The organism is Pseudomonas sp. HY2-MNA-CIBAN-0224, assembly GCF_040310285.1.
Classification (GTDB): Bacteria; Pseudomonadota; Gammaproteobacteria; order Pseudomonadales; family Pseudomonadaceae; genus Aquipseudomonas; species Aquipseudomonas helleri.
Genome location: NZ_JBEOPQ010000293.1, coordinates 1 through 334, shown reverse-complemented (window position 1 = coordinate 334; position 334 = coordinate 1). Strand labels below are relative to the sequence as shown.

General features: G+C 46.1%; 1 protein-coding gene. It reads left to right on the top strand.

Going from position 1 to position 334, the window contains the following annotated elements; translation table 11 throughout:
* A partial coding sequence (locus AAEZ03_RS26460) for a DDE-type integrase/transposase/recombinase (protein WP_350582732.1) occupies positions 1-334 on the top strand: 334 nt, incomplete at both ends.

The following is a 334-nucleotide window of genomic DNA, read 5'->3' as shown; positions in this document are numbered from 1 at the left end:
AGCCTATACATGGTGAGACGCATCAAAGAAGAGCACGGCATCAAATGCCGACGTCATAAGCGCTTTAAAGTGACCACCGACTCTAATCACAACAAGCTGGTTTATCCAAACGTGCTCGATCAGCAGTTTGATGCCAAGCGTCCTAATGAGTCTTGGGTCAGTGACATTACTTATATCTGGACAAATGAGGGCTGGCTGTACTTAGCAGGGGTCAAAGATCTATACACCAAAGAGCTGGTTGGCTACGCCATTAATAAACGCATGACTGCTGATTTAGTCTGTCGTGCACTAAATATGGCAATCAAGAACAGACGACCAGGCAAAGGGCTGATTG